The 26,985-nt window shown below is 46.6% G+C and carries 27 protein-coding genes and 1 pseudogene; 18 read left to right on the plus strand and 10 right to left on the minus strand.

Annotated elements, in window-relative coordinates; genetic code table 11:
- Positions 1 to 8: 8 nt before the first annotated feature.
- Together NZD89_RS09030 and NZD89_RS09035 are read left to right on the plus strand one after the other, a co-directional pair.
- Positions 9 to 1,322, plus strand: coding sequence for an MFS transporter (locus tag NZD89_RS09030; protein ID WP_268007387.1), 1,314 nt, complete (start codon positions 9 to 11; stop codon positions 1,320 to 1,322).
- Between the two features lie 23 nt (positions 1,323 to 1,345).
- Positions 1,346 to 2,446 (plus strand): alanine racemase, encoded by a 1,101-nt coding sequence (locus NZD89_RS09035; protein ID WP_268007388.1) that lies wholly within the window; start codon positions 1,346 to 1,348, stop codon positions 2,444 to 2,446.
- 793 nt (positions 2,447 to 3,239) lie between these two features.
- Here the strand turns inward: NZD89_RS09035 and NZD89_RS09040 are convergent.
- The 3 genes from NZD89_RS09040 to hbs form a co-directional block, all read right to left on the minus strand.
- On the minus strand, positions 3,240 to 4,583 hold the full coding sequence (locus NZD89_RS09040; RefSeq protein WP_268003751.1) for an IS1380 family transposase: 1,344 nt from the start codon (positions 4,581 to 4,583) through the stop codon (positions 3,240 to 3,242).
- 1,216 nt (positions 4,584 to 5,799) lie between these two features.
- Entirely contained in the window at positions 5,800 to 6,069 is a 270-nt protein-coding gene (locus tag NZD89_RS09045) for a YjcQ family protein (protein WP_268007389.1), read from the minus strand.
- 243 nt (positions 6,070 to 6,312) lie between these two features.
- Entirely contained in the window at positions 6,313 to 6,588 is a 276-nt protein-coding gene (gene hbs, locus NZD89_RS09050; RefSeq protein ID WP_268007390.1) for a non-specific DNA-binding protein Hbs, read from the minus strand.
- Positions 6,589 to 7,851: 1,263 nt separating this feature from the next.
- On the opposite strand from hbs, the gene NZD89_RS09055 reads away from it, so the two are divergent.
- On the plus strand, positions 7,852 to 8,391 hold the full coding sequence (locus NZD89_RS09055; protein WP_268007391.1) for a hypothetical protein: 540 nt from the start codon (positions 7,852 to 7,854) through the stop codon (positions 8,389 to 8,391).
- A gap of 169 nt (positions 8,392 to 8,560) precedes the next feature.
- Here the strand turns inward: NZD89_RS09055 and NZD89_RS09060 are convergent, their stop codons facing one another.
- Positions 8,561 to 8,899, minus strand: a complete 339-nt coding sequence (locus NZD89_RS09060) for a hypothetical protein (protein ID WP_268007392.1) — start codon at positions 8,897 to 8,899, stop codon at positions 8,561 to 8,563.
- Positions 8,900 to 9,318: 419 nt separating this feature from the next.
- Here NZD89_RS09060 and NZD89_RS09065 point away from each other — a divergent pair, with 419 nt between their 5' ends.
- Genes NZD89_RS09065 through NZD89_RS09075 form a run of 3 tightly spaced genes read left to right on the plus strand, consistent with a single transcriptional unit; the run spans position 9,319 to position 12,112 of the window.
- Positions 9,319 to 10,608 (plus strand): MFS transporter, encoded by a 1,290-nt coding sequence (locus NZD89_RS09065; RefSeq protein WP_268007393.1) that lies wholly within the window; start codon positions 9,319 to 9,321, stop codon positions 10,606 to 10,608.
- 2 nt (positions 10,609 to 10,610) lie between these two features.
- Positions 10,611 to 11,288: a cysteine hydrolase family protein gene (locus tag NZD89_RS09070; RefSeq protein WP_268007394.1), complete on the plus strand. Its 678-nt coding sequence runs from the start codon at positions 10,611 to 10,613 to the stop codon at positions 11,286 to 11,288.
- Positions 11,289 to 11,338: 50 nt separating this feature from the next.
- Complete coding sequence (locus tag NZD89_RS09075) at positions 11,339 to 12,112, plus strand: polysaccharide deacetylase family protein (RefSeq protein WP_268007395.1); 774 nt, start codon at positions 11,339 to 11,341, stop codon at positions 12,110 to 12,112.
- A gap of 15 nt (positions 12,113 to 12,127) precedes the next feature.
- On the opposite strand, the gene NZD89_RS09080 is transcribed toward NZD89_RS09075, so the two are convergent.
- Positions 12,128 to 13,612, minus strand: a complete 1,485-nt coding sequence (locus NZD89_RS09080) for an IS5 family transposase (protein ID WP_268007396.1) — start codon at positions 13,610 to 13,612, stop codon at positions 12,128 to 12,130.
- Positions 13,613 to 13,978: 366 nt separating this feature from the next.
- On the opposite strand from NZD89_RS09080, the gene NZD89_RS09085 reads away from it, so the two are divergent.
- From NZD89_RS09085 to NZD89_RS09120, 8 genes and pseudogenes are all read left to right on the plus strand, one after another.
- Entirely contained in the window at positions 13,979 to 14,473 is a 495-nt protein-coding gene (locus NZD89_RS09085) for an SOS response-associated peptidase (RefSeq protein WP_431308706.1), read from the plus strand.
- Between the two features lie 34 nt (positions 14,474 to 14,507).
- Positions 14,508 to 14,771: a hypothetical protein gene (locus NZD89_RS09090; RefSeq protein WP_268007397.1), complete on the plus strand. Its 264-nt coding sequence runs from the start codon at positions 14,508 to 14,510 to the stop codon at positions 14,769 to 14,771.
- Positions 14,772 to 14,984: 213 nt separating this feature from the next.
- Positions 14,985 to 15,188: a cold-shock protein gene (locus tag NZD89_RS09095; RefSeq protein WP_268007398.1), complete on the plus strand. Its 204-nt coding sequence runs from the start codon at positions 14,985 to 14,987 to the stop codon at positions 15,186 to 15,188.
- Between the two features lie 249 nt (positions 15,189 to 15,437).
- Positions 15,438 to 16,526, plus strand: coding sequence for a Delta(5) desaturase DesA (desA, locus tag NZD89_RS09100; RefSeq protein ID WP_268007399.1), 1,089 nt, complete (start codon positions 15,438 to 15,440; stop codon positions 16,524 to 16,526).
- A gap of 243 nt (positions 16,527 to 16,769) precedes the next feature.
- On the plus strand, positions 16,770 to 16,982 hold the full coding sequence (locus tag NZD89_RS09105) for a hypothetical protein (protein ID WP_268007400.1): 213 nt from the start codon (positions 16,770 to 16,772) through the stop codon (positions 16,980 to 16,982).
- Between the two features lie 477 nt (positions 16,983 to 17,459).
- Positions 17,460 to 17,600, plus strand: a complete 141-nt coding sequence (locus tag NZD89_RS09110; RefSeq protein WP_268007401.1) for a hypothetical protein — start codon at positions 17,460 to 17,462, stop codon at positions 17,598 to 17,600.
- 847 nt (positions 17,601 to 18,447) lie between these two features.
- Positions 18,448 to 18,651 carry a sporulation protein Cse60 gene (locus NZD89_RS09115; RefSeq protein WP_268007402.1) on the plus strand — a complete coding sequence of 68 codons (204 nt, stop codon included), beginning with the start codon at positions 18,448 to 18,450 and terminating at the stop codon, positions 18,649 to 18,651.
- 55 nt (positions 18,652 to 18,706) lie between these two features.
- A pseudogene (locus tag NZD89_RS09120) lies at positions 18,707 to 18,823 on the plus strand (terminase small subunit); the annotation flags it as partial.
- A gap of 1,248 nt (positions 18,824 to 20,071) precedes the next feature.
- On the opposite strand, the gene NZD89_RS30230 reads toward NZD89_RS09120, so the two are convergent.
- Positions 20,072 to 20,329, minus strand: coding sequence for an aspartyl-phosphate phosphatase Spo0E family protein (locus NZD89_RS30230; RefSeq protein WP_268008439.1), 258 nt, complete (start codon positions 20,327 to 20,329; stop codon positions 20,072 to 20,074).
- Positions 20,330 to 20,782: 453 nt separating this feature from the next.
- On the opposite strand from NZD89_RS30230, the gene NZD89_RS09130 reads away from it, so the two are divergent.
- Positions 20,783 to 22,111: a transposase gene (locus NZD89_RS09130; protein ID WP_268003901.1), complete on the plus strand. Its 1,329-nt coding sequence runs from the start codon at positions 20,783 to 20,785 to the stop codon at positions 22,109 to 22,111.
- A 524-nt stretch (positions 22,112 to 22,635) separates the two neighbouring features.
- Here the strand turns inward: NZD89_RS09130 and NZD89_RS09135 are convergent.
- The 4 genes from NZD89_RS09135 to NZD89_RS09150 all read right to left on the minus strand — a co-directional run bounded on the left by NZD89_RS09135 (position 22,636) and on the right by NZD89_RS09150 (position 25,276).
- Entirely contained in the window at positions 22,636 to 23,769 is a 1,134-nt protein-coding gene (locus NZD89_RS09135; protein WP_268007403.1) for a site-specific integrase, read from the minus strand.
- A gap of 1 nt (position 23,770) precedes the next feature.
- A complete protein-coding gene (locus NZD89_RS09140; protein WP_268007404.1) occupies positions 23,771 to 24,202 on the minus strand; it encodes a hypothetical protein in 432 nt (143 codons plus the stop codon).
- Between the two features lie 13 nt (positions 24,203 to 24,215).
- On the minus strand, positions 24,216 to 24,809 hold the full coding sequence (locus NZD89_RS09145) for an ImmA/IrrE family metallo-endopeptidase (RefSeq protein ID WP_268007405.1): 594 nt from the start codon (positions 24,807 to 24,809) through the stop codon (positions 24,216 to 24,218).
- An 83-nt stretch (positions 24,810 to 24,892) separates the two neighbouring features.
- Positions 24,893 to 25,276 carry a helix-turn-helix domain-containing protein gene (locus NZD89_RS09150; RefSeq protein WP_268007406.1) on the minus strand — a complete coding sequence of 128 codons (384 nt, stop codon included), beginning with the start codon at positions 25,274 to 25,276 and terminating at the stop codon, positions 24,893 to 24,895.
- Positions 25,277 to 25,425: 149 nt separating this feature from the next.
- Between NZD89_RS09150 and NZD89_RS09155 the strand changes: the two genes are divergently transcribed.
- The 3 genes from NZD89_RS09155 (at position 25,426) to NZD89_RS09165 (ending at position 26,944) form a co-directional block, all read left to right on the plus strand.
- Entirely contained in the window at positions 25,426 to 25,680 is a 255-nt protein-coding gene (locus NZD89_RS09155; protein WP_268007407.1) for a helix-turn-helix transcriptional regulator, read from the plus strand.
- An 11-nt stretch (positions 25,681 to 25,691) separates the two neighbouring features.
- Complete coding sequence (locus NZD89_RS09160) at positions 25,692 to 25,907, plus strand: hypothetical protein (protein WP_268007408.1); 216 nt, start codon at positions 25,692 to 25,694, stop codon at positions 25,905 to 25,907.
- Between the two features lie 245 nt (positions 25,908 to 26,152).
- Entirely contained in the window at positions 26,153 to 26,944 is a 792-nt protein-coding gene (locus tag NZD89_RS09165) for a phage antirepressor KilAC domain-containing protein (protein WP_268007409.1), read from the plus strand.
- Positions 26,945 to 26,985 lie beyond the last annotated feature (41 nt).

Here is a 26,985-nt window from a genome sequence, read left to right on the forward strand (position 1 = left end):
GGATACACATGAGGCAAAGAGTAGGTTCAGTGCGATGGGGCATAGCCGTATTGCTGGGCATTGGTGTTGTGATTAACTATTTCGATCGGACAAATATCTCTGTGGCTACAAAACCACTTATGCAGGCTTATCATCTGACTCCTGGGCAAATGGGTATCTTGTTGTCAGCTTTCGGTTGGTCGTACTCATTTCTCCAAATTCCCATTGGAGTCATTCTCGACAGGATTGGCGTGAAGTGGCTTGTGCGCGTGACGACTATCCTGTGGTCACTCGCCACCTTTATGACTGCAATTGTAAGTGGAATGGGACTCATATTGCTCTCGCGCGTTCTCTTAGGTGCTGCGGAAGCTCCTGCCTTCCCTAGTAACGCGAAAGCGGTAGGATATTGGTTTCCCTTGAAGGAAAGAGGTCTCGCAACATCTGCATACGATGCCGCCGCGAAATTTTCGAACGTGGTCGGGGTACCATTAGTGGCATTTATTGTAATGGGATGGGGATGGCGAGGTGGATTCTATGCAACAGCCATTCTAAGTCTATTGTACGCCTGTGCATTTTGGATTTGGTACCGAAATCCAAAGGAAAAACGTTCTCTCACAGAGTCAGAACGTCAGTATATTGCTGAAGGTGGCGCACAGGATGAAGGCAGTGCACCAGGAGGCGTATTAAGGAACCTTGGCTATTTGCTAAGGAATCGGAAAGTTTGGGGATTGACAATTGGATTTGCGGCATATGACTATGCGTTTTACCTCTTTTTAACGTGGTTACCCGGGTATTTGGAAACACAGATGCACATGTCAGTTCTCAAGACAGGTCTATACACAATCATTCCTTGGGCCTTTGCAACGGTAGCAGACTTATTTGCCGGATGGATCACGGATTTTTTCATCAAACGCGGCTACCATCCTTCCAAAACCCGTAAAACGCTTATCAGTATTGGTATGATATTGGGCTTAGCAGTAATTGGTGCTACGCTCACTAGCAACCCCGGTGTTGCGATTGTGTGGATCACAATTGCGCTGAGCGGCTTATCCTTCGCGGCGCCAATCGGCGGAAGTTTACCGTCTATCGTGGCACCAAAGGGTACTGTTGGTACTGTACTGAGTATTATGAATTTTATTGCAAATGTTATGAGCATATTGGCGCCGATAGTGACTGGGTTCATCGTTGGTGGAAGCGGATCGTTCGCGCCAGCATTCATCGTGGCTGCGCTCGTAGTTCTAATAGGGCTATTTTTCTATCTCGTTGTTATGGGAGAAATTTCGCCCATTCAATCGCCATTCATGAACCGCACGTCTGATGATCGGGTACACGCGGGGTTGTAATAATAGAATTCTTTGATTGAAGTATGGAGGCGTTATTATTGGAGACCCCATGTCTGGTAATTGATTCGGACAAAATGATAAAGAACATTCGTCGCATGGCTGACGTTGCTTCCCGAAATAATGTTCGCTTACGGCCACATGTGAAGACTCACAAGGTGCCACGCATTGCTCAACTTCAACTAGCGAACGGGGCAGTGGGCATTACAGTCGCGAAAGTCTCCGAGGCCGAAGTTATGTACGCTGAGGGGATAAGGGATATTTTTATCGCTTATCCCCTGGTAGTGGAATCTAAGATAACTCGCGCGTTAAATTTGGCAAAGCATATGGACTTAACATTAGCTGTCGATAGTTTGATTGGAGCAAGGCAGCTGTCGGAAGTTGCGAAGCGTCACAACCAAACACTTAATGTGAGACTCGAGGTCGACACTGGTTTACATCGAACGGGTGTCAAATATGATGAAGCATTGGAATTGGCAATCGCAGTCAGTCAACTCGACAGATTGAATCTCACTGGCATCTATACGTATAGAGGTGCTCTGTTAGGCGAATCTCCAACTTTAGATACGAGAGCTGCAGGCTTTGAAGAAGGAAGACTTATGTCGGACTTGGCTCGACGGATGCGACTGGCGGGTATAGATATAGCAGATGTAAGTGTAGGTTCAACACCTACCGGGGCTTACGCCGCCGAAATCGATGGAGTGACAGAAATCCGCCCGGGGACCTATGTGTTTGGAGACCGAATGCAAGTGGCACTTGGGTCACTATGTTTAGATGATTGCGCAGCATACATTGTCACAACTGTTGTCAGCAGGCCATCTGATGATCTGGTGATCATTGATGGTGGTAGCAAGACGTTTGCAACTGATGTTCAGCCAGGGGTGTCGCCACTCAATTTAAAAGGATTTGGCGAGGTACTGTCACACGGTGAAGCAGTTTTTGAACGAATGACCGAAGAGCATGGCATGATTCGCGTTCCTAGAGACTGTTCTATCTCAATCGGAGATCAAATCAGTATTATTCCGAATCACATCTGTAGTACGGTGAATCTGCATAACTCTGCGTTGTTGAAGAAAAATGGAGAATTTGAAAGGCTCGAAATTGCAGCTCGTGGCAAGTTAGAGTAACAGCTTAGGATCGATAGGTATATCTGTGTGGAGTTTGATGAAAGTCTCTCATGTACACGACGCGGGCTACGGTTGAGCGTCACCACAGGAACAATAGGAATGGAATCGGGGGTGTCCCAAAAGTACTTCGGTACTGACACTCCCCGTTTTATCTAAATGTGTGTAATTTTACTGTTTGTACACAAAAAGAAATCGCTCATTCCGGTAAAATGTAAGTGACGAGCAAACATCAACCGAATGGAGCGATTTCTTATGAGTAACGTTACCTTCATTGAGTATAACACTAACCATCCAAGCCCTTCTCGGGGATTGTTGAATCTGAAAAGTCAAGTAAAATTTGGTGTACATATCACAGTTTCTTCTCCTGGCGGAGATGAACAATTTCCAATTTCGAATTGTCAAATGGGGTAAATGAACATGGGGGCAAACGAAGATCCTCCAGGCACAGAACCGTTGAGGGTTCAGCGACAATCCAATACCGAGAGGCTATTGCACTCAAAGGGGCAATCAGTAAGAAACAATTGAACCAGAACTGCCATGTTCCAGGTCCGGAATAAAGACTCCAACAGTGTATCCACCCATCGATGACTTTTTCTTCGTGTTACCTGAATCCGTGACGTCTGTAGAGACTGGTCAAGGTAGTTTTGAACATGACTCCAAGCGTCGGCGAGCAGTCAACAGAGTGGTTCATTTTTGCAGAAGAGAGGAGTCTGTGAATTTGTCCACAGGTGAATAACCCCTTCGTTTCAGGGATGCATTCACATGTGGATACATCGGACGCTCTTTCCCTTCTTCATCCAAATGCTTCGTATAGTCGCCTAAACACGGGCAACCACCGGTTACCTCGTCCGAATCGTAGCCGTGTCTGCCTCGCGTGTCTCGTCATTTTCGCCGCAAGCGTGATGAGATTCTGGATCACGGTGCGTATGCGTCGCCTCTCTGCTTTCTTCCGAATCGGTGCATCCTGCTCTCTCAGGCTCTCCTGTCCGATGATGCGCAACAGGTTATATGCCAGTACACCAAAATGCAAGACAAGGTCGTTCGTTGCAAACTTCCCCGAGGGCAACCGTTCCAAATCTAAATCTGTCTTGATCTCGCTATGAAATTGCTCCATCGTTCCATGTGCATGATACAGGTCGATGATCACCTCTGGAGCCTCTGGCAAGCTCGTGACGTAGACGTTTACCTCAATGCTCGGGATGAGTAATGCTTGACCGTCGCTCTGGATCGTGCGTTCAATCACTTCAAACACCATCCGGACCGGTTTTTCTAATCCCTTCATTGGAGACAGGATGGACCCTCTGTACACCTTCTTCCCTGCACGGGGCTCTGTGTAGGTACCGTGTTGCTCAGCCGTCAGCAACCACGCATTCGGGTTCTCCTTACGTAGGTTCTTCTTCACGATAAAGTCGGCCGAGGTTTCGTCGGCCCTGCATACGACTAAGTTTTCTACGCTGTCATTTCCCGCATCTAAGCGTACGAGTAGGCGCTTGTCCGAAATTCGTTGAGCATAGCGGATACTCTGAGCCAGAAACGCGGCGGTCCCCTTTTGACAATGTGTACTTCCCGTTCGGAACTCTACGTGAACGGCGTATCCTTCCTGTCCTAAGTAAGCGAAAATCGGCGCGTATCCGTCGCACCCTTTATAGGTACGAGACACGCCCTCCTTCTTGGTTCCTGAGTTGTCAAATGGGGATACATCAATGTCAAGCGGTAGATATTCACGATGCCCATCCCCCAGTACAATGGGTGCAAGGTACACGCCCACCTTGCTCAATAGGTCAGCTGATTCTTCGAGGATAACCGATTGCCAGTCACATTTTTCTTCGGGTGCTACGAGATCCAGGCGTTGGCGTAGTGTTGGACTCGACGGTACATTGGAAATGGTCAGCGCTTCAGGGAAGAACTCGTCCTGACGCAACGGCTCAATGTGGTCAAAGTCGCTCTTCCCCTGACACAAGAGGCCCAGGTAGGCGTAGGCAACATCTTGATTCGAAATTTCCGTATACGCGCGCCCTGGGACAGGGAGGGCATTGAGACGTGCGGATAGTTGAGTCTTGCCAAGGAGCAGTCCAACCAGAGCAAGTCCAGAATGGGATGTCAATATTTCATCTGACTCTTCGATCACAAAACGCATGAAGGCACCACCAAGTAGGTGAGGTAGATTCGTCCATCTGATAGCGCCATTTTACTTGATTTCACGCGATTTTTGTCGTCCTCTTGAAAATCCACGTCACGGATTCAGGTGTTATTGATATTGTCTAAAAATTGACTCTGAGCGCTAGTCAAGTGATTTCCCCTTTCCAAGATTTTTAATGATACTTTGCCTCAGATATTCAAAATTGATTCCTTTCACGCGCAAGGCAGGAATTCAGGAATTTATTATGAAGAGTTGAACAAGTTGGCGCGATCCCATTGTTCCAAAGCGCTACAGAGAATGATACACCGGCACTTGCTCAGCAACAACAAAAGTCTGCTTCGAGTGAAGGGCGGGCATCGTAAATAAGGCCGTATGCCGGGGCAGCACATGGTTCACCATACTATCGACGAAAGGAGAGAGTATGGTTGAAAAGGATTAAAGTTATAATTTGTGCCCTCCTGGTGTGTTTGAGTGCAGGTCCGGCCTGGCACGTGCCTAGAGCGTACGCCCAAACACAAACCGTAAGTGCCACTGTCACGTTTCGTGTCGTATCTGCCGTAGACTATCAAGGATTAAAAGGTGCTCGGGTTATAGTCGTAGACAGCAGTGGGCGAGTCATTACAACAGGATTAACGAACTCCAATGGTGTTTGGTCTGTACCTCTAACAGTGAACTCAGACCCACGTTTTGACGGTTTGGGGGTTGTAACTGCCATTTGTGTGGCCAATGGGCATAATGAACACGTAGCGTTTGAGGTTCCAGTACGACAAGGGACTGTCCAACCCATCACTTTGTATCCGATTAAGCCTAAGCTCCGCAATGAAGCATCTGCATCGTTGGGACAACTCCACCACTTGGACGTAATCGAAATTGTAAACAAATATGCATCAAAGATTGGATTGACGAGACAACCAGGTCTTACAGGGGAATCGGGTTATGCACCGTGGAGCCCGAATTTGAAATAGAGTATAAGCAATATACAATCCACGTGACACACGACGGTTCACATGTCTGATTAGTCCTCTGGGGTGGCTTATGCCCGCCTCTTTCTGCTTCTCTGCTGCTGCGCGAATGAGGTCATAAAATCCTGGTATTGTTGTTCTCTTTGGTAAGCAAAGAAAACCCCGACTGTATTAACCGAGGCCATCCATGTTCTCGGGTACTCCATACCGCCTACTTATGAGATCAAACACTACGTCCGAAGGTATTTAGGTTATATCGCACTGTGTTTCCTGTAATAATCCAGTCCCGAATGAGTCACTTCTGCATTATTTAAACTCACCTTAACCGGATGTGTAACCTGGTCTATGTGGATGTAACGAACGCCTGTTATATATCCGTTTCGCTCAAGTTCCAATACAGTCGTCAACATATCGTAGTGTGAAATACCAAGGGATTTTGCTGTTACAGGGTTGCGTTCTTCCGGTGCTTTGCTGATCTCTTCAACAAGTTGTTTAACCACTCTGTAGGGTTCAAAGGCCACATCAATCACTCTCTCTACACAGTCATAATTGTGTGAATATTAATTTGTGGACACCTAATAGCTAAGCGGTTAAGGGTTCGATATACACGTGTCTAATGTGAGAGAGTGTGAGTGTCAATGCATAGTGGTCAAATGTGCCCGTATTCACCATTGTACAAGACTGGCCATGTCGAAGTCTGGAGAACGGAGGAACGTAAATAAAAACACCGCCCAAAACAGACGGTGTTCGAACATTAATTACGCTTATTGCTGAACTTTCTCTTTAAGACTGCTTCCTGGTTTAAATACAGGGACCTTGGACGCAGCAATATCGATGGTCTCACCAGTTTGCGGATTACGTCCAGTACGAGCTGCACGTTCACGAACTTCAAACGTCCCAAAGCCAGGGATTTGAACCTTTTCTCCAGCGCCCAATGTTTCCTCAATAACACCAAAGAGGCCGTTAACCAAAGTCTCGGTATCTTTCTTAGTAAGTCCTGTTTTCTCAGCTGCCTTGTTGATTAATTCTTGTTTATTCAATATGTACCCTCCTGCAAGGAAACGAATCATCGATGTATTGTAACATTGCTTGCTAATCAAGTCTTATTTTACGTCCGTGTTCCATTAAGATAAAAACGTGGAAATGTCACAGATGGCCCGGAGTGTACCAGGTACTCCGGGTTCTTCTGTGTCTCGTGACAGATGATAGTATGATCGGTATATCAAGGAGTGAATAATATACAAACATTCAGATATGTAATATAATAGTAATATCCCTAATGGCACATTTAGCGTAAGTGCGACAGGCTACCTACTCAGGACAGGTAGCTTTGTTGCGTTGTACGGATAATTTCTGCCGATAGTCACCGTTGGGCAGTATTGATTATTTGACCATGTTAAACTAGTCATTGCATCACCCTTTTACCCCTTTGTCCCTCGGCGTCTTTGGCGTCGGGGACTTTTTTATTGCACAGTCGAAATGGGCGCAGTATACTCGTCCATGCACTGAAGCAACTTTATTTCTTACTCGTCCCGTGTTGGCTCCCTTTGCTGATACGGGATTTTTTATGTCCTTTTGCATGCGCAATGTTTCGATTTACTTTTGATGTAGACCACGTATTTTGTTTTATCGGTTTACACAAAAAAATTAACAGCAAGAAGAGGTAAGGGGAAAAATGGGGTGTAATTTATCGAATTTACCGTTTGCGCAGTACGTACGAATTCGGCTAAAAGAAGTAGGTCTGTCCGATGACGATATTGATGAGGTTCTAAAACTGCTCTTATCGGTACTTAATTCGTAGTTCAATGCATCGCATCATCGTAAGGGTTTTTCATGCCAATATTGAGCTAAACATGAAAATCTCCCCGCACAGACAGCCTTGGAGAGGAGGCGTGCAGGGAAACTAGATGAAAGGATTTCAGGCAACTCAATTATAGGCACTGTCGCTTTTGGTACTCAATGAATCGTGTACGCTACATATAACTTTAAGCCATATTTACTTCGTACTTCACCAGGGCGCCGTCCCCCATCTGCATCCACACGCTGTAAGCATCGTACTCCACCACCGTTAAGCCGTTCTCATCGCCATCGCTCGTATCGCTTCGTCGCGTGTATCAGCATTGATGGTTACGAATACTGGATACCACTGAACGGATCCATGTAACGTAAAATTTATAGCAATACCAACTCCTCATCCTGTACAGCCAGTTTCCCCTGTAAGGAATAAACTGGCATTATAAATAACTCCGCATGATGGGGCAGCACATGGTTCACCATACTATCGACGAAAGGAGAGAGTATGGTTGAAAAGGATTAAAGTTATAATTTGTGCCCTCCTGGTGTGTTTGAGTGCAGGTCCGGCCTGGCACGTGCCTAGAGCGTACGCCCAAACACAAACCGTAAGTGCCACTGTCACGTTTCGTGTCGTATCTGCCGTAGACTATCAAGGATTAAAAGGTGCTCGGGTGATTGTTGTAGACAGCAGTGGGCGAGTCATTACAACAGGATTAACGAACTCCAATGGTGTTTGGTCTGTACCTCTAACAGTGAACTCAGACCCACGTTTTGACGGTTTGGGGGTTGTAACTGCCATTTGTGTGGCCAATGGGCATAATGAAAACGTAGCGTTTGAGGTTCCTGTCCGACAAGGGACTGTCCAACCCATCACTTTGTATCCGATTAAGCCTAAGCTCCGCAATGAAGCATCTGCATCGTTGGGACAACTCCACCACTTGGACGTAATCGAAATTGTAAACAAATATGCATCAAAGATTGGATTGACGAGACAACCAGGTCTTACAGGGGAATCGGGTTATGCACCGTGGAGCCCGAATTTGAAATAGAGTATAAGCAATATACAATCCACGTGACACACGACGGTTCACATGTCTGATTAGTCCTCTGGGGTGGCTTATGCCGCCTCTTTCTGCTTCTCTGCTGCTGCGCGAATGAGGTCATAAAATCCTGGTATTGTTGTTCTCTTTGGTAAGCAAAGAAAACCCCCCGACTGTGTCAGCCGAGGCCACCCATATTTTTAATGACATCCACCAGTTCTTTAATCGTTTGGCCATGCTTGTCGATGGCATCATGTAGCCTATCCATCTGCTTAAACAGGAACTCATCATTCGTCGAGTGCATCCGATACAGGTCCCCAATGCCTTTGTGAACATCGCTACGTGTTTGCTCCTCCTTATCTGCCAGTCGGTCGACATCTGACTTTGTGACAGCCGTTTTGCCGAGTTGTTTGAGACCGGTGTGGGGAAAGGGGTTAGCGCTCTCCTTCGTACGCTCTCGTGCCGCTGGCCGTGCGCTACGGATGCTATCGTAGATGATCATTTTCATGAACCCCATGCGCCCACCACCCCAACGCTTGGCGCAGCACATCCGCCAGGTCTGATAAATCATCTAGGTTACTCAGTGTGAACGGACTACCCGCATCAACCTTTGCTCCCCAGTTAAACATCCGGAAGTATTGAGCCACGGTTGACCATCGCAAAAAAAATTTTTGGGGGTACCGCATAAATTATTTGTGGCGTCCTCATTCCATATAACAGAACCCAGATAAAATGTTTGCACATGTCGTTAATATACTTTCCTAATAAATAATTCAAAGAGGGAGTGACAAATCGGCTCAAATGGATTGTTATACCGAAGAGGACTTAAAGGGTACTAGATTGGCTTAAGAACACCTGGTTAATTAGGGTCAAACTGGTTACATTAGGTCAGAATATAAATATCTGAATAGTAAGTTACATCGAGGGGGAATAAGGATGGCGAGACCAGAACTGGGCACGGTCACAAATTTGAAGGACTCGTCAAAGGTTCGTTGGTTGTTTATTATGCCAACATTATTTATTGCAACGCTTATAGCCCAAATCGATAAGTCGAGCATTTCCATCGTCATGGCTAACCATACCTTTTTAAAAGACATGGGTCTCGTCAATCATCCAGCGATCGTAGGCGGATTGGTGTCAGCATTTTTAATCTCTTATGGAGCGGGACAACTTTTATGGGGACCAATAATTGATAGAATCGGGCCTCGGCGTGCAGCAATGCTTGGTGTTACCTTGTGGGCAATAACCTTGATCTGGGGCGGTTTTAGCTATTCCGCTCTTATGTTATATCTCTCTCGGATTTTTCTTGGACTGAGTGAAGGTGTTTTATACCCTGTGTGTAACGCTTACGTCGTGCGGTGGTTTGCGATTCACGAACGGGGGCGCGCTCAATCTATTTGGTTCAATGGGGCAACGGTCGGTAGTGCTGTCGGAGGCGCATTGGTAACCTCAATTATTATTTCTTTGGGATGGAGGCCGGCATTTTTCATTCTTGCTATCCTTGGCCTAGTTGTTGTACTACCCATGCTCTTATTTTTGACGAAAGACGATCCAACGCAGCATTCACGTGTTTCAAAACACGAACTTAAAATTATTGAGCAGGATAGCACACTGTTGGTAACTCCAAGTGATAAAGGGTCAACGATACTCGTGAATTACAAATATTGGTTGCTAGTTATCTCGCTTGTTGCAAATAACATTTTCTTCTGGGGATGGAGTAGCTGGCTCCCCACGTATCTTATGAATACTCGTCATTTTTCTTTTAAATCTGCTGGTGGTATGACTGCACTAACGTTTGCACTTGAAGTAGTTGTTGTACTACTCCTGGGATATCTAACTGACCGAATTCGTAGACGGGCTCCGCTGGGGGCTCTGGGATTCTTAATTGCTGCTCTCGGCGTCTACATCGGGGGGAGCATTTTGAATGTGCCGCTTGCAATGGGCATCATGATTATTGGTGTCAGTTGTCAGCAGGCTTGTGCAGGTAATGTTCAGGCACTACTTCATAGCTTCAGCGGGAAGCAGTTTATGGGTCGAGCTGCTGGGATCATGAATGGTGTCGGTAACATAATGAGCTTTTTGGCTCCAACAATTGTCGGCTTGATGATTGGTCTAAATAGCAGTAGTTTTTCTTCGGTTATGTTGTTCTTATCTATCGACTTGCTTGTTGCATCAATCGCGTTAGCTCTATTAATTAAATCAAAATATTGGATATTGGAGGAATGAACATGCGATTCTGGGAGGAGATTATATCAGAGCAGGATAGGGTTGTTTATGAAAAGGCTCAATTTGGCCATAGGGCACAATGGGGCCAAAAACCATGCCTTCTAATCATTGACGTAATATGGTCATTTATAGGGAGTAAGCCCGTTGACACGCTGGAGGCCATCGATGAATATCCAACGGCATGTGGTAGGGTCGGATGGAACGCAATGGTATCGATCAAAAGAGCATTAGGAATGTTTCGAGATATCGGATTACCTGTGGTTTACGTGACACCCGACCGATCCACTGTACAACTTTTTGGTGCGACAAAGCGTAAAACTCTTGGTACAAGAGACGATAAGGAGTTTAATATTCCAGAACAAATAGCACCACTGAAAGGTGAACCAGTTGTTCTGAAGACTCGAGCGAGTGCCTTTTTTCGGACATCGCTTGACGTCCTCTTGCGAACATGGGGGATTGATACAGTTGTCATTGCGGGGTCTACGACAAGTGGCTGCATCCGTTCCAGTGCAACTGATAGTCACTCATCGGGATTTTCTACATTCTTACTGGAAGACGGGTGTTTTGATCGTTCACAGTTTTCTCACTGCGTGTCTCTTTTTGAAATAAACATGAAATATGCAACCGTGATCGCTATAGACGAATTAGAACAGGAACTGAACAACCGATACGCAAAGTAATTTTCTGTAGAACCGGTTTGTACGTCCATGTTGAGGGGGAAATAAATGTTATGAGGGATTGTCCCCGCTATAAGTATCGTGCCATCGTTGACCATAGACCGTTTCATTGGCCGGGTGGATCGAGGGTTGCTCTTTGGGTCATCAATAACATTGAGTATTTCGAATACGGTTCAAAGGGCTTAGAAATCAATGAGGGAGCTGCCCGCTTTGATCCGGACATTGTTAACCACAGCTTGCGGGACTATGGGCCTCGTGTCGCTATATGGAGGATGGTCGATTGTTTCGATCGCCTTGGGATTCGTGTAACTGTTGCACTAAACGCTGATGTCTGCGAGCACTACCCACAAATAATTCATGCCGGACTCGAACGTAAATGGGAATGGATGGGGCACGGGCCCACGAACGGAATGAGGTTGGCGGGTTTATCTGAAGAGAATGAACGAATGGTGATCCGTGATACGCTTCAAAGGATTGAACGTTCAATCGGGACTAGGCCAAAGGGATGGTTAAGCCCTGGACTGGTTGAGACCCATAATACACTAGATATACTCGCTGAAGAAGGGATAAGTTACGTTGCCGATTGGGTGGCGGATGATATTCCATTTTTCCTCACCACTAAATACAGAGACATTTTATCAGTACCGTATTCGATGGAGATTAATGACATGGGATTGATACTCAGACAAAAGGTTTCTGGATCGGAGTTCCGAACTCGGATTATAGATCAGTTCGAGACGTTATATGAAGAGGGTGAACGTTGCGGCCGAGTTATGGCCATTGCACTTCACCCGGTCTTAACTGGGCAGCCCCACCGAATTAAATAGGGTCTGATGAATGAACTACGCAATGACCACGGTCGTGCCGAAATCTGTTCCAAAAAGTTCTCCGAGTATGAGCAAAAAAAGAAGCCGTAGCCTCTTTTCGAGATTCATAATCAGTAACTGGATGGCAATGACCGTCTCGCTTGTCTGCCGAAGGCGCGTTCGCATTAAGCCAAGCCCATAGTTTCGCTTGGCTTCGCCAAATTTCCCTTCCACCGCGTTACGCTCACCCACGTCCTCGCGCTCTTGTTGCTTTTCTCCTGGCTCCACATGCTTTGGCGGACGACCAAGTTTCGGCCCGCTCAACCGGATTCCGTGTTCCTTGCAGTACCTGAGGTTCTCTCGCGTTCGATAGATTTTGTCCGCCAGAACGGCTTCCGGATAGCAACCGAAGCGCTCAACATACCGCTCTACGGATTCAATCAGGGTCGTTCCCTCATTGAAGCTATCCCAGCTTGTCTTCTCCATCATGGCGTATCCGTCCACAACACTGATGGCGACCTTTGAACCGAACTCCACATTCGCTTTTGCTTTTCCACGTACAATGGGTCGAACGTCTGGCTGTGCGATGCTGACGATTCTGTCGTCAACCCGGTGGCTTCGCGTGCGATACATCTCTCGTTGTTGGCGATGCAACTCGCCAATAACCAAGAGATCGCGGTATTGTTTCCGCGAGAGGGTAGTAAGCGGTGTATGTTCTGCCAGTTGTTCAATGAATCTCAAGTTCCGTGCCACATAACGCAATTGCCGACCGACAGCCTTGCGAATCTCTGACCGGCTTGGCTTTCGGTTCTTTGCCGTTCGCAAGTAGTCACGACGCGCTTGGCGCCGCCGGTCTCTAGGTTTCTTCATGTAGCCGACATGTGACGCATGGAGTGTGTCGATGATGTCCTCCAACTTCTCACGCGCTGTGTTCAACAGTGTCAGGTCTGTCGGATACGCAATATCTGCAGGCGCGCAGGTTGCATCCAGAATAAGCTTCCCTTGATGCGCGCGTGGTTCTTGAGATTCTGCTTGTGGACGACCGTTTGCATCTTCCCCGGAGGAGGTTGGAGGATTGTCTTTGGGACCGTTGTCGTCTCCATCCTCTTCTTCCTCACGTGCTGCCTGCACAATCCACTCATTCACTTGGTTAATAGCATCAGGGCCAAGCCGCTTACGAAAGTATGTCAGCAGAGAAGGATCAAAAGGCGGTTCTTCCTGATATGCCTCAAGACCGAGGAAGTACTGCAGGTACGGGTTTTCCGTGATGTGTTGAACCAAGTGGCGGTCTGAAAAGCCTTCACGTTCCTGAATGATGAGCGCACCAAGCGCCATTCTAACGGACATTGCGCGCCCGCCTCGAAGGTCCTTGCTAAAGTGTTTGCTGTATTCTTGTTCCACGCGTCGCCACGGGATGAGATAGGAGAGCTCAACCCAACGATTATCTTCTCTGAGTCGACCACCGAACGGTAGAAAGAAGTCGCCGGGGAGTATCTGTTGATCTTGATGATTCGCGTACATTGTCCGTCCTCCAAGTGCACGGTTTTTCGCACGTTCCGCTCAAAATCCATACACTTGTATTCGACAAAACACACCCGAAACCCTTGCTACTACTGGGATTTCAATTCATTCAGCAGGCCCTAATTCTATTTCCCGCGATCATCAGCGAGGTAATTATCCATTTTAAACAGTACGAGTCATTTAACACTAACTCAGCAACGAAAGGAGCATCCCATCTATCAAAAATACTCCTCTTATTCAACCTGACATACGTTAATACGCACTGTTACAACATGTGCATTTTCAATAATCGAAGACCAAAACACTTACCGATTAAGTAAAATACACACATGAAGCACAGAATCCACAATCTATAAGTCATGGGGGCTGATTCCCCAGGCATGGGTGAACGAAAATCCAAAGGTTAAGCCGATTAACGCGCGCGTCGAGGGATTGCGCAAGAACACGGCATTTAGACGCCTGGTGGAACGACGTCGCTGTTTGATACCGGCAAGTGGGTACTTTGAATGGCATCAGAGCACGAAGCAGCCGCACTATATCAGAGTGAAGAGTAGACCAGTGTTCGCGTTCGCCGGGTTCTACGATACCTGGAAAGGTTCAGATGGGCAGAAAATCAGCACGTGTACCATTATCACCTGCCCGCCAAATGCGCGTACGAGGCACATACACGACCGCATGCCGGCCATTTTGCGTGATCACCAGGATGAGCGATTTTGGCTGGACCGCAGCGAGACGAACATCGATGAATTGCTGACGGTGATCGCTCCTTATCCAGAAGACGACATGTACTGGTACCAGGTCGATAAGATGGTTGGGAACGTGAATAACGATTCGGATAAGTGCGTTGAACCAATACAATAAAACCCCGCCCCAACGCTGAGACGGGGAGTGCCGGGTGAAGGAAGTCGCTGAGGCCAAAGCGGAGCATGAACGACTCGTCAGGTTGAAGCGTACCGTTAGTCTGACACTCGAAGATATGCGCGAGTACCATCACGAGTGGTATCTCATCCTCTGGCACAAATATGTGATGGACGAGCATTGGAAGGCCTTATGCAAGGTCGCAGCGCGGAATGGCATAGCGCTGACGGATGAGGAATATCGGCTGGCGCGGAAGAAGGCGTTACATCAGTTTGACAAGTGGGCAGTTGGATTAGATTGATATTTTATTCACTGAATTGGGGCGTTGAAGAGGATTTGAAATATCCAAACACTCCGTAATGTTTCCTGTAACGTATTTACACAGATTGTAAAACGAGGTAAGGTGAATCAATACCGAATGTATGTTTTTTGATACATGAGCCGTTTGCTTTGGCCCTTGGGTCAGAGGAGCGGCTTTTTTGGTAAATCAGGTAGCCTCATGGGAGGAATTGTTTTGCAACAAGGAACAGTGAAGTGGTTTAATGGTGAAAAGGGATTCGGTTTTATCCAAGTTGAAGGTGGAGACGATGTATTCGTTCACTTCAGCGCAATTCAAAGCAGTGGTTTTCGTACATTGGATGAAGGTCAACGTGTTGAATTCGACGTCACTGACGGTCCAAAAGGTCCACAAGCCGCTAACGTGGTTGTTGTAGGTTAACCAAACATAGTTAAGACCATGTAGACCATTCTGCATGGGCTTTCCGTTTCCGGAAGAGGGTTGTTGAGTGTATTTCAACAATAGGAGAAAACCAGCTTCTGAATACGTTTACGCCGTTACGTCATTCCTTATTGATTACTATTTCACAAGTTTATAGTACCGTTTGTATGTCCTCACTTATCCCTCTTGTAAAAATTCCCTATCGACGTCAGTGCTTGTGTCCCCTTTTCTTCGAAATAAGAAAGGAAGATGAATATAAACAATCAAGAGGAACACAGAGATTGGAAGAAGGATATTGCTCCTTTTCAGAAATCGGATACCAGAAAAAGTGTTTGGCAACTTATAAACACTATTGCTCCCTTTCTCGGACTATGGTGGGCAGCCTATCTATGTTTGAATGTTTCGATTTGGGTTACTTTGCCCCTCACTATTTTGGCATCGGGATTTTTTGTTCGGATTTTCATCATATTTCATGACTGCTGCCACCATTCTTTCTTCAAAAGCCGAAGAGCGAACGAGATAGTCGGGATCATAACTGGGGTTTTGACTTTCTTCCCATATCATCAGTGGAAGTACGAGCATGCCGTCCATCACGCGACTAGTGGTGACTTGGAACGACGAGGAACCGGGGACATGTGGACGTTGACGGTCAATGAATATAAGCAATCGTCCTTCGTCAAGAGAATGGTTTATCGGGTGTATCGAAATCCCGTTGTCATGTTTGGTGTCGGGCCCATCCATCTTTTTCTCAACCAGTATCGATTCAACCGAAAAGGTGCCGGAAGAAAGGAACGTGTAAATACACACGTAACTAATTTCACGCTCATTGCCATCTTAACTGGCCTCAGTTTCATACTCGGCTGGAAAGCTGTACTTCTCGTGGAGGGTCCTATTCTTTATCTAGCAGGTGTAGTTGGAATCTGGTTATTTTACGTCCAGCATCAGTTTGAACACTCGTACTTTGAAAAATCAGATCAGTGGGATTTTGTTAGTGCCGCGCTACAGGGAAGTTCCTTTTATCAACTGCCGAAGGTATTGCAATGGTTGACTGGGAACATCGGTTATCATCACGTTCATCACTTGGGCCCCAAAGTCCCGAATTACCATCTCCAGCAGGTGCATCAGAGCACTGACTTGTTCCACAATGTTTCACCTATTACCTTTGCCTCCAGCCTTCGCGCGCTCCGCTACCGACTGTGGGATGAAGACCGTCATCGGTTTGTCGCATTCAACGAAATTGTGATTGAAAATCTGGGGTGGACTGACATCACTAGTCGCCTGTTTAAGCCGATTCGTTTGATTGGAATGCTGTTCAAGAAGTCAAAATCTCATTCTTAAGGCTGGATTTTAAAGACACCATAAATGCTGTTAAGCCAAAGTAACGATTTAGTTCGTGAATACGACGGAAAATCAACAGTAAAACAACAGCGCATTTCAACAGTGGATCAACCCTTTGACAAGTGGGCAGTCGGCTTATGCTGACTGCTTTTTAAATTTTTAAACTAAGTATAGAACTCCTGCGAGGCGGGCTTTTGTTAATCGGTTAGGGTACAATGCTTCTGAGATATGGAGGGATACATTGTGCCAAAAGCGGAGAACCGCAAGAAGCCACCAAACATTAAAGGACAAGTTCCGGGTCGGGGTAATCAGAATCAATCTGCAAATCTGGCGATGAATGCTGAACGAGATAACATAAAGAACAAGAAGCAAGATATCATCGAGAAGATGAAAAGTATCCAGCGCGGAAAAATCAACAGTAAAACAACAGTAGTTCAACAGTCCATGACAAAATAACCCGTGTATTATGGTACTAGGCACTACTCACGAGAGACGCTTGCTGATGACGACCAGCAGGCGTCTTTTTGTATGCCTAGTAGTGAATCTCCACCACAACCTCTCCTATGTGAATGCGGAAAGGAGTGAGCCTGTCTCCAGTGGTGTGTGTAAAGTGTCACGCCGGTTTCGCGGCCGGCGTTGGTGGTCTGAAACATCGGGCCTCGAACACTGGTAGCGACCAGCAACCCTCCTTTTCTCCCATAATCAATGCGGCAGACTCGTTTCTGCCGTCAAACGCGTGAAGAGCCACATAAGAAGTGCAGTTCTAAAGTGTGCCATTCAACGATCACGCGCTTGACCGTAGTAACGAATGCTGTAGGAAGTCGTACCACAGTTATGCGAAATATTGATCTCATGAAACGACATGTGTCCGTTTAAACTTACGAATTGTCCGCGTACCATACACGGTCTCGAAAATTAGGAGGTTGGTATCGTATGGGTACATTCGGCGGATACACACAATGGGCAGTCGTATTCCTCATTATTTTTGTTCTGTTCTTCTTGTTGGTGCCTGCGTTTGGGGCAGTTGCATCCGCTCCAAGTTGCGGAACAGGTGGCGGATACGGCGCATATTGATTGACTTTGAGCCCCTGCAGGTTCCCAAAGGATGGTCACACTTCGGTGTGGCCTTTTTGGTGTACAAGCCTCTGTAGCTCCCGCGAGCAACGAGGAGTAACAAAAGTCGCAAAGCCTGCAAGCGAGCCAACCATATAAAACTGTTTTCGAGGTGGTGCCTGATGAAACCATGCTGGGTATGCAAAAACAATGTCAAACCAGACACAAGTCCCATCAACTGCAAACAATGCCATGGTCGAGTAGTGACACCATTTGACGAACAGGTGTAGAGGCTGGAGCAAAGGGAACGGGAACGTAAGGAACTCGAGGAGCTAATGGGGATACATAACGCAACGTTTGAGCGCCGGCATGGAGCATTAAGACAAAAGAGAACATGACCCACACTTAAACGCGTGGGCCTCCGTATGGTGTTCCATAAATCTCTTCTCGTAACTCAAAAATTGCCTCATAAATAGATCTCGCACAATTCATAAGTCTGTCAGCTTCACATACCAATCGGGTTGCTCGTTCTTCCAAATCGGAAAGACGATCCAATTGTTCTTGTTGCTTATCTGTCATACCCATCACCCTAGTTGAAGATATGAGAAGTGAAGAATGTCCAATTCGGTCACGTCACATGTAAAGGTGATGAGATGCGTTATACGAACCTGAGAGGGCATAACGCGGCTGAGGCCATGAAGTTCATGAGAGACAACAACATCCACTGCGTGGCTAAGTTGGAGCGTGAGCGGGAGCGGTGCAGTAAGAAGGACTCTGAACGTTATCAGCCCCGTTCAAAAAACATTAAGACATAGCCTTTGGGTTCAACCGTATGTATCTCTAATGAGTATATCTGGAGGTGGATACGGTGGCATTGCAAATCAAGATTTTTGATAACGGGGCCAAGAATGTGGAATACATGGAGGAAGCCGTAAATGAATGGCTTTCTGGAATATCTGAGGATCAAATAGTTGATATACGAACATCCGCTTCAGCATTTGGCGATGGTACACCGGAGTCATACGTTGGAGAAACGATGTATGTAACGATTTTATATCGAACAACTGATTGAGGATTTTGTATTATCCCGCTTCAGCGGGTTTTTATTTTGGGGAGGTGACGTTGAAATGGGTAAGTTAACCCCTAAACAGGAGCGATTCGTTCAGGAGTATCTCATCGATTTGAACGCCACACAAGCAGCTGTTCGTGCGGGATACAGTGAACAAACGGCATATCGCACAGGACCATAATTGTGATGCACCTGTGCTCATATCCGCTCATGAATGGCGGTTAAGCATGTGTATATACAGTACAGAAACTGCATAAAAGGAGTGGCGGGAAATCGATGAGAAGAGCAAAAATGAATTCTTTACAAAAAACGTGATCATCAGTCTGATTACGTTCCTGCTATTGGAGGCCTTTCTCCCGAACTCCTTCAAAACAGTTAGACATTTTTACCTAGTTGTCCAGCTACTCGTATTGTTCTTTCTTTCGACCATGCATGAAGGAAAGATTTCACCACAGGCAGGTGCTCATGTAATGATGACGTACATATCATTCGCATATTTGTACATGAGTCCAATCGTTTGATTGTTCCAGCCTGCAGAATTAGCGTTTGTGATTCCATAATATGTTCGTTACTCCCGGATGGCATTGGATAAATATTACTTTTATAAGGAGTTACTTACCCTGAAGAACGCCGCAGGATGCGAAAGGTATTCGGGCGAATGATAAGCTTGGCAACCGGTTATGAACGATGAAACGGGAAGATGGTTCTTGGGAAACGAGCAACAGACTGAACATGCCGTACAACGGCTAACTTCCTACGATGCTCATTTTTTCATCTTGTGCCTGTGGCTCTTCACTTTGCGATTCGGATGAATGTCGTAATAGTCATTATCGCAAGAGGAGGAATCATTAAACTGCAGACCTATCAGCGAAGAAAAAGGTGCCCCTACGAAATGACATCGTGGGGGGCTCATATGTATATCTCGGGGGTTGTTAGACAACCAAACAACAGCAGCACCCTCATTGTAGAAGCGTGGAGGTTGAGACCTTATTCTGAATACGTAACGATTGTGCTAGCGCAAAAAAGTAGCCCGCGTAAAGTGGACTGTCCAATGAAAGTAAGGAGAGTGAAGTGGCGGGTCGATGGTGAACGCCCATGCGTTGACGTCTACAGTATATGACGTGGTTAGCGCAAAGTCCGTCGATTGGTGGAGGCATAAAAAAAACGACCACGGGAATGTGATCGCTAATTGGAGTATAAATGTAGGTGGCATTATCAGCACGACTAGCTAACCCATTTGCACTCATCTGGTTGTTTATCGAAAAGGTAAACTTAGATGATGCATCTAGTTAACATTCCGAATGTAAAAAGTCTATAATTCAGAAAAAGGTGGTGGTATTTACGACAACAAAAGAGTTTTATTGCACTCACTGTAAAACAATACATCAAACAACCAGCAGCAGTACTGTATTCAAGACTGGGTTCAGGCGTGTAGATGGGAAAGACGTTCCACTCGGAATTTGTAAGCAGTCCAAAAGGAACGAATCACCAGACGCTTGTTCTTACTGTAACGTGAACGATACACCTTGAAACATTTGGTTTGAATACGATTAATCAGGACGTCCAGGCGTTGGCTTGCGGCAATAACATAGGGATGTGTAAGGCTGCCTCGGTCTTCTGCAATTTTTATCATTTGACTTCGAAGTTCTTCCACAGCACTATACTTCAGGTTAGTTATCATAATGTTATTCGATTCCACCTAACGAACCCCTAAATTTCAACACCGAATTACAATACCACGGGAGAAGTGTCGAAGGTTGTCTAAGACGGTCATCCTTAATTTGTTCATAAATTCAGCTAATACATCACATAAACATTAAAAAAACACATTGCATATTCTGGTTTTAACTCCTGATACAAGTAACCGTTTCAGTGACGGACAACAAAAGGACGACCACATCAACACGGATGTGATCGCCTGCTCGTGACACGTGCTGTATCAGCTTGTCCATTTATTGTATCGTTTATACTCATAGCGATAATATTTATTCGACGTCTGGAACCACGTTGTTGTGGAACCAGCTTAAAGAGCGTGTCCGAAAAGCCCGCAATTTTGAGTAAATAGCAAAACGCACCGATCCGCAAAACTGGTAAAATTGAAGGTATCCAGCCGTCAAATTTTCCAGTTCTGGAGGTGCGTTTTTCCATAGATTTGCAGTTAGACCTGCTTCCATACGCCTATTATAACACGCTTGGCTTCGACCCCGAACTCGTTGATTACGTAGATCACATTGACGACTCATTCCTGGACCTGCTCGTCGGACCCCTGTACGACAAGAGAGGACGCAGACCCGCATCTCCAATCGCCTATTTCCGGATGCACTATCTGTATTTCACTAGGCCGGAGATTACCTCATTCCGTCAATTGTGCAAACAGTTGCGAGACCCAAAGAACCAGGCGTGGCGCAGCTTCATCGGTGTACCCAATCCAGCAAAGGTTCCGTCACACCAGAGCCTGAGTGACTTCCGTAACAAAGTAGGGCCGGACGTATTCGAACAAATTCGTGACGAGTTTATACGTCAATCCATTCACATGGAGGGATTCATCCAGGACACCCTCGCCGCTATTGACTCTCGTCCGATTTACGCCAATGTCAACGGATACAAGAAAAAACGCTGCGATTGTGAGGTTAAGTCAGTTTGCACATGTGAAAAAACGTTTTCTGACCCGGACGCCACCTATGGGGCACAGCGCAGCAAGGTGAACCAGAACCGTTTCTTCGTTGGTTACCGGAAGCACTCGATTGCAGTAAGAACATCTCAAGGACCTGTGGCCTTGTTGTCTATCCTTAAGCCTGCGAATGTGGGCGACATTCGAGTGATGCTTCCACTGATAGAGAAACTCCGGCAGATTAACGAAATGCGCACTCAGTATCTCGTTGCCGACATGGGTTACATAGATGCGGATGACCAGAAGGAGGCATACCACAAACACAGTATGGCTGTGGTTACAGGGTTTCGCAGTGGTATGGTGATGCCAGAGGAATGTAATGAACATGGGCAACCTGAGTGCGAACAAGGCGAACGACTGATTTGGGATGGCTTTGACTGGAAAACGGCCACTTCCTGGTTTCGTGGGGACTCAGAGAAATGCCAGTCATGCCCGCTATCCGGGGTATGCAGCAGGCAATTCGAATTTTCCTTTGACGACAAACCGATTGCATACGGCCCGGTGCCACAAGGCACCATGCTGCATGCCCAGATGCTTGATTTCAGAAGGCAGATTGAGCTGTCCTTTGCGCAAGAGTCCAATGAGTTGACAACAGTTATGAAACACAAGAAGGTGCCTGTACGAACAAACAAACGAGTACAGTCCTTCTTCACCATGCAGGATATATTCCAGCTCATGCAGGCGAGGATAGGTCACATTCGAGAGACCATGCTGCCTGATGACCACATAGAGCGAATTACACAAATGTATACAGTCCAGGCCGAGCAATTGAAACTCGATATCGCTGCATAGGCAAGCAGAACCTGGAAAATAAACAAAAGCCAATGTTACTGACAAGGGGTTCGTGCGCCCATTTTCAAGGGTGAGCAGGCAATGTGTTCCCATACGGAGGCATTCACCAAATTACCAAGTAAACTTATCCCATATCAGGAAGCCTGTATTCATGTATTTGGCTAGACATTTACTCGAATCGGATGCTTTTCGGACAACCTCTTAAAGCCTCCTCAGCACTAAATCCGCCCATTTCCTCAAACGCAAATGCAAAATCATCGAGACAGATAAACATAAAATACGATACCTCAAATGGCCTGAGATATCGCATAACTAAAAGGTTCTTATATGGTGCCGAGAACCGGACTCGAACCGGTACGGGGTTTCCCCCGGCAGATTTTAAGTCGGTAGTGCGGGTATCTAACCCAGTAAAACCGGTAAAAGGGCGTTAAAGCAATGCCTGTCCTGACGCGGTTTTTCGATTTCCTCAATCAATCCCGAACAATCCGAGAAAATGCGGTTGATTTGCAAATTGATTTGCAGTCTCATTTCTGCGTTTTCCGAACCGCTTCACCAAATGTATCAGCAGCACGCTTTTGTAACCCAGGGAGCACATGAGAGTAGAGGTCGGCTGTGATGCTGATGGTGGAGTGTCCGAGGCGTTCCGAAACAACTTTGAGATGCACGTCTTGTTCGAGGAGAATGGATGCATGAGTGTGCCGCAGATCATGGAATCGGATATGCGGTAAGTCAGTGCGTTTCAGCGAACGATACCAGGCATCCGCAAACGTCCTCTGGTGCATTGGTCTCCCATCAATACGGGCGATAACCAAATCGTTATCTTCGTATGCTAACCCCATCTGAAGTTTCTCGGCGATTTGTTTCCGGCGGTGATTCGTAAGTGTCTTTCCTAAATCCTCGAACATCGCAACTGAACGACGGCTCTTTTCGGTCTTTGGATCTTGGAATATGGGAATCCCGTTGACCCACGATAATGTCCTTTGGATGCGGATGAAACCACGGTCAAAATCGATATCACTCCACTTTAACGCAAGTATCTCACCCTGCCTCATTCCAGTCATGATGGCTATGTAAAACCCAATCCAACATCTGTCTTCATGAGGACGGTTTATCTGTAGGAAGTTTAAAGCCTGATCCAACGTCCAGATTGTCGTGTGTCTGCGTTCGACTTTTGGGGGTTCAACCGCCTCGGCGACGTTTCGACTAAGGATGCCCCATTTAACTGCCCTATCTAGGGCGTCATGAAGTATGACATGAGTTAACTGGATAGTTCGATTGCTGACTGATTTCTCGCCTGTTCGCATGGATGTATAGAGATTCTGCAAGTGGCGAGGTGTGATTTTGCTCAGTTTCAGATTCCCTAGTTTCGGGATGATATAGGAGTTCACTGGCCATCTGTATGATCGCATCGTATTTGGCCGTACCTGTGTGGCCTTATCTTCAAGCCATCGATTTATAAAAGATTCGAGCGCCTCATCATCAGCGACTCCAAACCCGATGTCACCGACTTCTTGGAGTTTCTTTGGGAGATCTCGTTCCGCTTCTTTCTTGGTTTCGTATCCGCTGAACCATTTGTATTTACGCTTTCCTGCGTCATCGATACCGATGAAGACGACTATGGCCCACTTCTTTCCGCGTTTTCGTACGTGACCGCGCATACTAACACCCCCATTCGAATGCTTCTTCTTCGACTTCCATGAATTCAACAAAGTCGGCTTTAATGATGCCGTCGAGGATGCCGAGAACTATGAAATCATTCCGATGTCGTTGCTCTCGGACCACGTCGCGCGCCGTGCGTAGGAATGGCTCGCGCATCTGAATGCCTTCGAGGATCCGAAGTGTCATGTCGTTGCCGAATGCAACGCAAACGACTTGGAGCTCATCATTTGGCCATCCCTGTTCTCGGAACACAGCATAGTCGCCGGTTCTTAGACCAGCGGTGTCTAAACCGTCATCAACGATTTCAACCGCGAATCGTTTATAGGGTGCATAGGATTTCACGGCCAGCTGCGGCGGATTACTGACAGCATCGACATATGTGACATTTAAGCTTGGAATCGCTCCATAAACACTAACTGGATAAGAACTCATGTTAATCATCTCCTTAGTCAACGTGTCTGCGGCGTCCTACGACTTGACCGTTCTTGAACATGAGTCGCGTGTGCCCAATCCAAATCGAGTTGTCAAAGTCACGACCAAATTGAGGCGTGTGTTCGTACCAAAGAAGTTGTTTGTATTTGGCGATTCTTGCTTTACCCATGGCCGGAGTGAGGTGGAATACCTCTGACAGTGCGATCGCAGCCAACCTCTCATCGTTCGGCATCGACTCGGATTCGAATAATTGCTTGACCATATACATCGGGGCCAACAGTTCCGCAGCCAAAATGTTGGCTTGTCGCTCCTGTAACTCTATAAACAATTTCGGTAGATGCAGTTGAGAACCACAATGCAAAATGATATGTGCGATCTCGTGAGCGAGTTCATCGCGTTGCTCTACTGGTGATAAACGACTATCCACTTGAGCGATACGTGTTTTCATGAACGCCTTGCTGCCGACCGGGCAATACCTTATCTCAACGCCGATGGCCGACGCTATGTATTCGAAGTCGATTTGGACCGGGGTGTAAATGCCCAAGTCTTGATACAACGCTCGGGTGAATTTCTGTACGTCTGTCACTGCAGTTGATGTCTCTAACATGTTACTTCCCCCATGTATGCAAACATATGTTCGGTTTAAGGGTTTAAATGAAGGCGGCAACGTTTTTTCGCTACCGCCGAAGGTTATTTCTTTCGTCCACGCATAAGCATCTTTACTGTTTCGATGAGCTCGCGTTTTTTCTCTTCTGGGTCCTTCAGAAAGTCCTTAAAAGCAACCTCTTCTTTGAGTTCGTTCAGGAACTCGACTTCCTCAGGTGTGAGGTCGCTGATGTCGGCCCCTAAGTCTGGATCGATAATTGGGTGACGTAAGTCGGTTCGACCGAACAGATAATCAGTTGACGTGTTAAACAAATCAGCAATCGCAATTAACGTGTCATCACGCGGGATTTTCCCTTTCGTTTCATATCCCGCAATGGTCGCTCTCGATACTCCGAGCTTGTCCGCGAGGTCTTCTTGAGTCCAACCTCGGCTTTCTCGGAGTTTTTTAAGTCGGTCCGCGAACGACATTCTTAACACCGCCTGTCATTGGAACCATTGTAACAGAATGTTCCCTTCGGGAACGTGTCTTTTAGGAACAATATTGTGTTGACAAAGTGTCTTAAGGGCACATATAATGTGTTTGAAGTTCCGAAAGGGCACATAAGCGAGGTGAGCACATGAGTGGTACCAGGCGTTCAAAGCTTCAGAATCGCCGTGAGGAACTGGGACTTTCTCAGAAGAACGTGGCTGAGAGAGCTAGAATTTCAAGAGCGTACTACACGAACATTGAACGTGGCGTAAAGGATCCGTCCTTGAAGGTGGCGCAACGCATCTCAAACGCTTTGAACAGTGACATGTCTTTGTTTGAGAGTGATGTGTCTAAAGGGAACAAAAAGGTGCATGTAGTAAGCAACACGTGTGCCACAGCCTAAGGAGGTGCTCGATGGACGAGCAACGTGTTCGAGAGATCGTGAGGGAAGAATTAGGATTTGCCAGAACAGCGGCTCAGTTTGACAAGATGATTTCTGTCACAGGAGCCGCTGGACTGGAACTAGCGGAAAAAATTATCGATGCTGCAAGTCAGACTGAAGCTGAGCGAATCGCGATTCGATCATATCTGCTACAGCCTTCAGCATCGCCCGGTACTCAACATAGTTGAACGCAGAGACTTGGTCGTAATTGATGACAGGAGCTTTTGTAACCATCTCAGTGGCGATTTCGGCGTTAAGTTTCTGGCACTCCGCTTCGAAACTTTTCCACCCGACATCAACTAGGTCTTCTTTAGTCAATTTTATTCATCTCCTTTTGTGGGTGATGGGTCGCACCAAACAATTTCCACATTCAGGAGAGTGAATCCTTCGAACTGTAGCGCTTATCAAATTGTCAAGGAACGGGGTGTATAGGATGAACCAATTTAATGTGGTTCAAAGAAATGGTCGGTTCGTGGCTGATAGTCGCGAGGTGGCGCGAATGACCGAACGTCGTCATGACAATCTTGTCAGAGATATCGATGGATATGTCGCTATCTTGAGTCATTCCTCAAATTTGAGGGTTGATGAATTCTTTATCGAAAGCACCTACACAGCAGGAACCGGAAGAGAATACCGGCACTACTACCTCACACGCAAAGGCTGCGACATGGTAGCTAACAAGATGACTGGTGAAAAAGGCGTGTTATTCACAGCCGCTTATGTGACCAAGTTCGAAGAGATGGAACGGGCGCAGGGTGCCGGGCATGCACTTCCTCAAAACTACAAAGAAGCATTGATCGCTCTTGTCGCCCAGGTTGAAGAGAACGAAAAGCTTCAGTCGGAAAATGCTTCGCTTGGACAACGAATCGAAGCAGACAAGCCAAAGGTACTGTTTGCAGAAGCCGTTAGCGTGAGTCAGACAAGCATTCTGGTTAGAGAACTCGCAGTCATCCTTCGCCAGAACGGCGTGGACATTGGTGAGAAGAGGCTATTCGAGCAATTGAGAGACAGAGGGTATCTCATTAAGCGTTTCGGGATGGACCGCAACATGCCGACTCAGCGTTCCATGGATCTGGGCCTATTCGAAGTAAAAGAGACGCCAATCATTCATTCTGACAATCGCGTTACGGTCAGTAAAACTCCAAAGGTAACGGGTCGAGGTCAGATTTACTTCATCAATCTGTTCAAACGTGAGTTGGCTTCACGGGAAGTGGTCACTCAGTGAACCTTGCAACTGAGTTCCATCCAGCACCGCTCCCTAAGTTC

Source organism: Alicyclobacillus fastidiosus, from assembly GCF_026651875.1.
Classification (GTDB): Bacteria; Bacillota; Bacilli; order Alicyclobacillales; family Alicyclobacillaceae; genus Alicyclobacillus; species Alicyclobacillus fastidiosus.